Below are 8,062 nucleotides of genomic sequence, written 5' to 3' on the forward strand. Positions count from 1 at the left end.
ATAGTTAAATTATTGATACGTTGTATTTATACCGTCTAGAAATTGCCATAGTAGTTTTGCACCTTTTATTGCTCCTTGATATACTAATTTTTGTTCTTTTGAGCTTAAATTATTAATCAAATTTGCACATTCTTGTGCATGCCATTGATCAACTTTATTATGAACAATGAAAAATTGTAAAGTTCTGTAATCTGAAATTCCATAAAATTTTTGCAACCCTTGAATTTTAGAGTCAGATACTTCAGGAGTCTGACGTTCATAAGCATAAAGTGCTCCAAGACCTATAGAAAAAGATTTCTCCGTTAATTTAAAATAACCTTGAACAAGTTTTTGAGTTGAGTCTAATTTAGGTTCTGAAGTGAGCTGGTTTCTTAAACACCCAAGTCCTTCAGCAAAACGTTTCCATAGTTCCGGGTGATTTTCTTCACCTTGTTCTTCTTCTATAAGATTACCAAGTAATATTTGCCTAGCTTGTATATCGCTACATTTGGAATGTATTGCACTTATATAACGCGGGAAAGCTGTAACGTGATGATAATATTCTTTTGCGTAAATTTGTAAAGTAGAATAAGTAAGTTTTCCCATATTCCATAATTGATAAAATGGATGATTTAAAAGATTATATCGTTCAAGATCTATATTAAGCTGTTCTAAAAATTTCATCTTACCTCCTTTTAGTAAATTTATAAATCTGATAATTATTTGTTGTATCTATTATTACAGAATACAATTCTGCTAAAAGATTAAGAGGAAAAAAAGTATCTCCATTATAATTTTTATTTATTTTTGTAAGTAAAAATTCATCAATAAGATTTTGCTCTAGGAAAAGAGTCGCTATTTCTGTCCCCCCAACCATAAAAATTTTCTTATCAGTAAAAGGTTTTATTATCTGCCAAAAATCATCTAAAGATTTAATAAAAAATATAATAGACATCTTTCCAAACTTCGCTTCTAGAGGTAATTTAGACGTCAATCCGGTACTCGCATCTGTGCTATTGTCTATATACGCTGTGGTGCTGCGTTCCGTGTATCCTTTAAATTCCTCTCTATAAGTTGGTTTGGAAAGATGTCTATTATTATAAGATTGTAATGGTGTATTTCTTGAAAAAACAATACAAATACAATTTTTTAAAATCTTTGCAGGTATAGAGTCAAAGGTTTTTCGTCCCATGACTATAATATTATTTTTTACCGTCTGATAAAAATATTCAAACTCCTTAGAATAAGACCAAGGTATCTGACCTTTATTACCTATCACCCCTTGTGGGTCACATGCCATTATACCGATGATTTTACTATTTTTCATAATATGAATATTTAATCATATGATCTGCTACAAAAAATCTTTGATGCTCTATAACATTATGCACTCGTAAATAATCAGCTCCATGTTCTGTTAAATATTTTGATATTGCTATTGTTTCTAAATCTCTTCCCGATGCTTTGGAATTATAAAAAGCAGAAATATAAGATTTTCGTGAGTGTCCTACCAATATCTCACACCCTAGATTTTTAAATTCTTTAATATGTTGTAATATATATAAATTTTGATAAATGGATTTTCCAAAACCAATTCCAGTATCAAGAATGATATTTTTTCTATCAAATCCACATTTTTCTAATTTTGTTATTTCTTGCTCTGCCCATATATTTAAGCTAGCAAGCGGAGATTTATCGAAATCAAGACATTTTTGTTTTTGCGGTGGAACGGTTAATGAGTGCATAGTAATAATTTTACAATTATAATCGGCAATTAATTGTAATGTATAGTCATCTAGATTATTTTTAACCAAGTTGATACAGGAAATAGGATATTTTTTTAAAACACATTTAATTACTTCAGGAGTGAAACTATCAATACTGACTATAACTTCTTTTTCCTTTATAACTTCCCTAAGTTCTTCAAGAACATTCTCAAGTCTTGCATATTCTTCATCTTCATTAATAATTAAAGCAGAAGGACGTGTTGATTGTGATCCAAACTCAATTATTGTAGCCCCTTCATTTATCAAGCGTACAAAATTTCTAACGGCATCTTCTTTATGAAAACTCAATCCTCCATCAGAAAAAGAATCAGGAGTAATGTTTAAAATACCGACAAATTGAGGATTTAAAACAAGAGAGCGTATAACTCCTTGATTTTCAATTAAATGTGCTATTTCTGCAAAGGTTTTATTGTTGTAAAAATTATTAGTCGGACATGAATAACGACATTCCAAGCTTAAACCTGCAATTAGATGAATAAAAAACGGTCTGTTTAATAATTCAGGATGCGGTATTTTAAAATCAGGCAAATCTATATGGCAATTATTCCAAAGTAGGATATCTAAGTCAATAACTCTTGGAGACCATTTATCGTAAGAGCTTGCTCTACCTAGTTGTTTTTCAATCTTTTTAAGCTCAATTAGAAGTTTACTAGGCGTTAAAGTACTTTTGCCCTGCACCACCATATTTAAATATGATTTATTCCAAGCTTTATCCGCATTAGGTGGTAGAATAACTTGTGTTTCAAAAATAATAGATTGCTTAAGCAATATAAAATCACAGCTTTTTAGTAAATTTAGAGCTTTTTTAATATTTAAAAGTCTATTACCTAAATTACTGCCTATAGAAATATAAATCATAGTGTCTCCTTTCCTGAATAAGAAAAAGAAACTCCGCCATGCACTCCTGAAACCGGTGATTTTAATTTAGTAACGGTTACGTTTAGAAAAATCTTTTCTAATTTAGATTCGATAAAATTTTGATAAATAATATCATATATTTGTGCGGCTAAATACTCGATAAGATTAAAGTGATTCTCTTGAGAAAGTTTTTGTACTAGCCGTACGATTTCTGCATAACAAACAGTATCATTTATATTATCCGTTACAGTAGCAAGGGGAGGAGTTGAAATAAAGAGTTTTATGTTAATTTTTACAGGTTGAGCGTGGTGTTTTTCTTGAGTACTGCAGCCAAGATGTACCCAAGTTATTAGTTCTGAAATATTAAGTTTACATGAATAATTTAAGTTGAAAGCTTGATACCTATCATAATATTAATGTTAGTTTAGTATAAGCTCTTTATAAAAAGATACAATAGTTAAATTGATATACCGCCACTTTTTTTAAAGCCGGCATGAGCTTTTTCAAGTTTTTTAATAAGTTTAGGTGAATATGATTTAATGTCTTTTTCCTTGCCACCTTCATATTTTTTAGCGAGTTTCATTCCCCCTCTGATCATATTATAGGCGAAGTTCATTAGCTTTGTTTCGCCTGCTATTCTTTTTGGGTTCATAAACATATAAATTTGGTAAACGGCAAAGCTTTTTAATAAAAGTTTTAAGTCTATTCTAGCTTGTTTGGTTAAACCTTGTAATTTGTCTTTTGGGTTTGCAAGGTTTTTATTAGCATCTCTAACTATTTTAGAATGCTGATGCATTAAATAATTATTGACTTCGGCAACATTCTTGTTAATGAGCTTCTCATCCATTTTAAGCTTTAAGTTTTTAGTTTTACCTAAATACTTACGGATTAATAAGATAATTCGGCTTTGCAGTTGAGTTAAATCCATAGTTTGCTCGTTTAAGATAGCAAGTATTCGCTCTATCTCATACTCAAATTCTTCATTTTGGCTTAATTCTTCAAAAATTTCCTCTACCTCTTTACTCTCAAGTACAAGATCGTCACTAATACCCATTAATGCATCTTTTATTTGATCGGCGATTTTTTTGGTATCTTCGGAAAATTGATTATTTGTCATAATCTAATTCATCGTTAAATATAGCTATTTTTATACTAGCACTACATTTCTGCTTGTCTATAAAAATTGTATTAAGAGATATTAAATTTTTCTCATTGAGTATACTCTGAGGAATTATAACAAGCACCTAACATATTGCTAGAATCTTCATTATAATTGCTAGGTATATCCTTAAGGCTAAGTAGATATAGGTTCTCGTCTTTTCCCGTATTATTAAATTGTTGAGTAAAATCTTTATATTTTGTGGCTATCTTATTAAATTTAAGCTGAGTATCAAGAGAGGAGTATAAAGTACTTAGACATTTATAAAGGTTATGTAATATTATATTATTGTTATATTCATCTATGGTTATTGTTGCCGTTATAATATCGAAAAACGCTATTCTTATTAATTCTTGCGCGTCTCCTGCTAACTTTGTTAGCCCCTATTCTTAAAATATTTCGCTTGCTCTAAATATGCTTCAGTTAATACTAAAGATAATTTTGTTATATCTTCGATACCACCCTGTTGTATTTTGCTTATTATTTCTGATTTATGAGTATTGATTAAGCTTTCAAAAGCTTTTAATACGCTGGTTACATCGGGAGTTAAGTGTAAATATTTGAGAGCTTCAGAATAATTCTTCTTGCCGAGTTCTATATTTGCTTTAACAGAACCAAGTTCAGCAACTTTTTTATATAACTCTATTGATTGATTCGGCGTTTATTGTGGAGATTTTGGCTTTTTGGCAATAAATTTCAGCTAATTGACGCTTACAATGTTCTTCTTTATATTCTTTGGTATCTTCATAAGTGCTTTTTAATAATTGTTCTTCCTTATGTTTTTTAGACATATTGTCATAAGCATCTTTTAATAATGTCTCTAACTTGTTATAAGTATCTATCTCTTGTTGTGGAAGTATTTTAGAAGTAAGTAGCTTATTATAGATTACTATATTTATATATTCGTCTTTAATAATTTCTGTTATAGAACCGGTAATATATTCCCATAGCGATTTAGCATCTTCTTCATTGATGGGATTTATTAGGTTTTGTAAATTAGTAATATTTTTATCTATAGATAAATTCAGAGATAAATTTATTAAATTTGCTTTTAAGTTAGTTTTAATATCCTCTAAATTTTTTATATTAGCGGTTTTAATTCTTGTTAAAAATTCTCTCAGCTTAAATATATCATTAACTTTTGCAGTATCTAAAGTTTTGTTAGTTTTTATGTTATTATAAAAATTCTGAACAGTTTCATTTAATTTTTTAAGAAACGACTCTTTAGTACTCTCTATCATTGCTATGAAAGCTAATAATAATTCTCCATTTATATTATGGCTTGCTACCTCGCTAAATAAATTATCAAACCACTCTGAAGAATTAATTAAATTTAAATTCTCTTGAAAATTATTGATATTGGAAAAATATTTCAAATAATTTATAAGAGAATTTAAACTACTTTCCGGTTTTGAAATTTGTAAAATAGAATATAATTCATCACTAGCCTTAAGAAAATTTGCTATAGTCTTGTCTTTATTGTTCCTAGTTTGAGAATCATTTAGGATTTTTATTAGTTGTACTAATTTTTGATTTTTAGATGGATCAAATATTGTATTTTTTATCCCATATTTTATCTATTTCTGTTTTAAGTGCATCTATTATTAGATTTTATTTCTAGATTAATCATCTTTATCGCACTTAAAATTTCTTGTGAATTATAATCATTGATGGTTATTTTATTACTTTTATTAGGTGTGATATAATCTTTATCATATAGAATCTTTAATATTTTTCCGTATTTTGGCTTATTACTAGGCTTAGGGAAAAAATTGGATGTTAATTTAGCAATAATAGATTTTTGTTTTTCACTAAAGCTTTTTTCTTTAAGAGCTTCATTAAAAATACGCGAGTTTCATATTAAGATGCCTAAATTATAGTTAATGAATATGCTATAATCCTTATCCTTTCAAGGTTTGTAAGAGGTGTGACAAGTTTTACAATTTAATAGTTATAGTCAAAAAAGACAATTTACTAAAAATTTATGCAGTTTTAAGTACATTTAATAACAAAAACAGTATTATCAAGATCCCCGTAACCCAGTTACTATCAGCTATTCAGTTCCTCTATTAATACGAAACTCGCGTTAAAAATATTAGATATTTGAATCTGAGTTTTCTCATTTATTGTGTCGGTAAAAATTACGGATATATTTATTACCTGTGTCTATGGATTCAAATAAATTAGTAAATTCCCATAATACACCAGTAAGCTCTTTTATCTTATTTTGAGTATCAGGAGATTGAGCGTTTTGTATGGCAATATCTTTTATTACTAAAATAAATTTGGTTGGTTTAGTATCTAAAATCTTTTGTAAAAAAATGTATTAAGAATTGACTGGGCAAATGAATGGTTGTTATTTAAATAATTACTGTTATAAATCATTAAATTCGGTTGATTTTTATTTGCAGGAACATTAAAGATGTCTATTTTTTCATCATGTCCGCTTGTTCCGATAAATTCAAAATTTCCAAAGTCATCACTCTTAACTGCTAATTGTTTATCTTTAAAAAATTTAGTTAGAATATTTAAATCTTCTTTATTTGGTCCTAAGGTGACTATAGCTTTATTACTTTGATTAATAATAGGTGCATATTTCTGCTCATATTCATTTATCAGCTTAACAGGTTCTAATATTTCAAGAACAGATTTTTCCGTTTCTTGCTGTTGGTGTGTTTTAGTCATTTTTGACCAATCTAACATATTAATCATCCTCATCAGTTGTTTTTTTATTTAATGATCTTAACTTTAAGATTAACTCAAAAAATTTCAACTTAGTTAATAAATTTATTAACTAAAAATATGTATATGATAAAAATATTACAATTTAGATATTACGATATTTAATATAGTAAAAGATAATTTTTATTGCGTATATGATAAGAATAAGTTTTATTATAAATAAATATTAATAATTACTTAGGTTATGAGAAATAATAAAAATCCAAATGTATATTATAAAAATTTTTATAGCCCTAGCTATGATTACGGGCATAATATTTTTATGTTTATTTTATTCTTCATTAACTTCGTCTAAGATTAAGATTGGTGCAAAAACTAGTAATATGGACGATTCGCCTAAAATTAAGTTTACTCTTATAGATCAAGAAGGAAAGAAATTTGATAGTACCCATTTGCAAGGTCATTTAAGTTTGATTTATTTTGGTACTACCTAATTCCTTGTATGACAATCAAGCACTAAAAAGAGTAGAAGATATTATTAAGATTTTGAAGAAAGAGAATATTTTAGTACAAGTAGTTTTTATTGCTCTAGATCCTGAGCATGATACAAGTGAGGTATTAAAAAAATATTTAGAAAAAATAGATGTTAATTTTATAGGTTTAACGGGGGGAGTACAAGATATTGAACAATTAGCAAACCAATTTAAGATTTTCTATACATCCAAAAATATTTGATGTAAAAACAAACGAATATGAATTACAACATTCTAATTTTGTGTATTTAATTAGCAGCCAAGGAAAATTTTTAAAGCATTATTGCTTAGGCTTACCAAAAAATGGTTAAATAAAAATATCATTCCTGCGAAAGTAGGAATTCAGTGCTTTTCTGTGTCCATCCCGTGGCTTGACCACGGGATGACATAGTGGGTTTTATCGATCCACGCAACAAAACCTCTTCGCAAAATGACACATGAGCCATACCTAATGACGTTATCTAAGCATTCCCTATTTGTGATGAGAAATGTATTTCATCAATGCCTAAGTGTTTTAATGCATTATGCCATTTACTTTCAGGATTATCGGCAAAAATAAATTCTTTATTACAATCCATAACCAGCCATAGATTTTTCTCTAATTCTTCTTCAAGCTGTTCTGGTTTCCATGCTGTATAACCGACAATGAATAAGCTATTTTTAGGTCCTTTACCGAAAGCTATATCTTCTGAAATTTCTAAATTAGAGCTTACTGCTAAATCATTATGGAAATCCAATAACAAATTTTTATTATAATCGCTAGAATGAAGAAAAAACCCTTTTTCATGTTCTACGGGTCCGCCAAGATATATAGGAACCATAACCGGGGTTGTTATTTCGTCATTTTTTATTTTAAAAAACGATTTTAAATCTATATGATTTACTAAGCGGTTAAATATTAATCCTATTGCTCCTTCTTCCGTGTGTGATAACATATAAATTAAGGATTTATGGTAAATGCCTTTTGTAATTACATGTGGTGTAGCAACGAGTGTTTTACCGGATAAGTTATGAAAAATTTTATCGCCCATAAATAAAACTTTAATTATAATAATTAATATATA

General features: G+C 28.2%; 8 protein-coding genes and 1 pseudogene. 1 reads left to right on the forward strand and 8 read right to left on the reverse strand.

The window, feature by feature from the left end:
* Positions 1-9: 9 nt before the first annotated feature.
* The 7 genes from REIS_RS08800 to REIS_RS08825 all read right to left on the reverse strand — a co-directional run bounded on the left by REIS_RS08800 (position 10) and on the right by REIS_RS08825 (position 6,468).
* Positions 10-663, reverse strand: a complete 654-nt coding sequence (locus REIS_RS08800; RefSeq protein ID WP_008581168.1) for a CADD family putative folate metabolism protein — start codon at positions 661-663, stop codon at positions 10-12.
* 1 nt (position 664) lies between these two features.
* Positions 665-1,306, reverse strand: coding sequence for a dihydrofolate reductase (locus REIS_RS17535; RefSeq protein ID WP_008581169.1), 642 nt, complete (start codon positions 1,304-1,306; stop codon positions 665-667).
* Positions 1,296-2,624, reverse strand: coding sequence for a dihydropteroate synthase (gene folP / locus REIS_RS08810; protein WP_008581170.1), 1,329 nt, complete (start codon positions 2,622-2,624; stop codon positions 1,296-1,298). Before folP ends, REIS_RS17535 begins: the two co-directional genes overlap by 11 nt.
* Entirely contained in the window at positions 2,621-2,986 is a 366-nt protein-coding gene (locus tag REIS_RS13385; RefSeq protein ID WP_081819103.1) for a dihydroneopterin aldolase, read from the reverse strand. Before REIS_RS13385 ends, folP begins: the two co-directional genes overlap by 4 nt.
* A 95-nt stretch (positions 2,987-3,081) precedes the next feature.
* On the reverse strand, positions 3,082-3,741 hold the full coding sequence (locus REIS_RS08815; protein WP_008581171.1) for a DUF5394 family protein: 660 nt from the start codon (positions 3,739-3,741) through the stop codon (positions 3,082-3,084).
* Between the two features lie 674 nt (positions 3,742-4,415).
* Positions 4,416-5,159, reverse strand: coding sequence for a hypothetical protein (locus REIS_RS08820; RefSeq protein WP_008581173.1), 744 nt, complete (start codon positions 5,157-5,159; stop codon positions 4,416-4,418).
* 925 nt (positions 5,160-6,084) lie between these two features.
* A complete protein-coding gene (locus REIS_RS08825; protein ID WP_160142985.1) occupies positions 6,085-6,468 on the reverse strand; it encodes a hypothetical protein in 384 nt (127 codons plus the stop codon).
* 241 nt (positions 6,469-6,709) lie between these two features.
* Here REIS_RS08825 and REIS_RS08830 point away from each other — a divergent pair.
* Positions 6,710-7,309, forward strand: a pseudogene (locus REIS_RS08830) (SCO family protein).
* A gap of 150 nt (positions 7,310-7,459) precedes the next feature.
* Here the strand turns inward: REIS_RS08830 and REIS_RS08835 are convergent.
* Complete coding sequence (locus REIS_RS08835) at positions 7,460-8,029, reverse strand: YqgE/AlgH family protein (RefSeq protein WP_008581177.1); 570 nt, start codon at positions 8,027-8,029, stop codon at positions 7,460-7,462.
* Positions 8,030-8,062 lie beyond the last annotated feature (33 nt).

Source organism: Rickettsia endosymbiont of Ixodes scapularis, assembly GCF_000160735.1.
Lineage (GTDB): Bacteria > Pseudomonadota > Alphaproteobacteria > Rickettsiales > Rickettsiaceae > Rickettsia > Rickettsia tamurae.

Excerpts from the sequence above, each read along its gene's own strand:
- REIS_RS08800 (WP_008581168.1), bottom strand. The coding sequence starts at position 663 with ATGAAATTTTTAGAACAGCTTAATATAGATCTTGAACGATATAATCTT.
- REIS_RS17535 (WP_008581169.1), bottom strand. The coding sequence starts at position 1,306 with ATGAAAAATAGTAAAATCATCGGTATAATGGCATGTGACCCACAAGGG.
- folP (WP_008581170.1), bottom strand. The coding sequence starts at position 2,624 with ATGATTTATATTTCTATAGGCAGTAATTTAGGTAATAGACTTTTAAAT.
- REIS_RS08815 (WP_008581171.1), bottom strand. The coding sequence starts at position 3,741 with ATGACAAATAATCAATTTTCCGAAGATACCAAAAAAATCGCCGATCAA.
- REIS_RS08825 (WP_160142985.1), bottom strand. The coding sequence starts at position 6,468 with ATGACTAAAACACACCAACAGCAAGAAACGGAAAAATCTGTTCTTGAA.
- REIS_RS08835 (WP_008581177.1), bottom strand. The coding sequence starts at position 8,029 with ATGGGCGATAAAATTTTTCATAACTTATCCGGTAAAACACTCGTTGCT.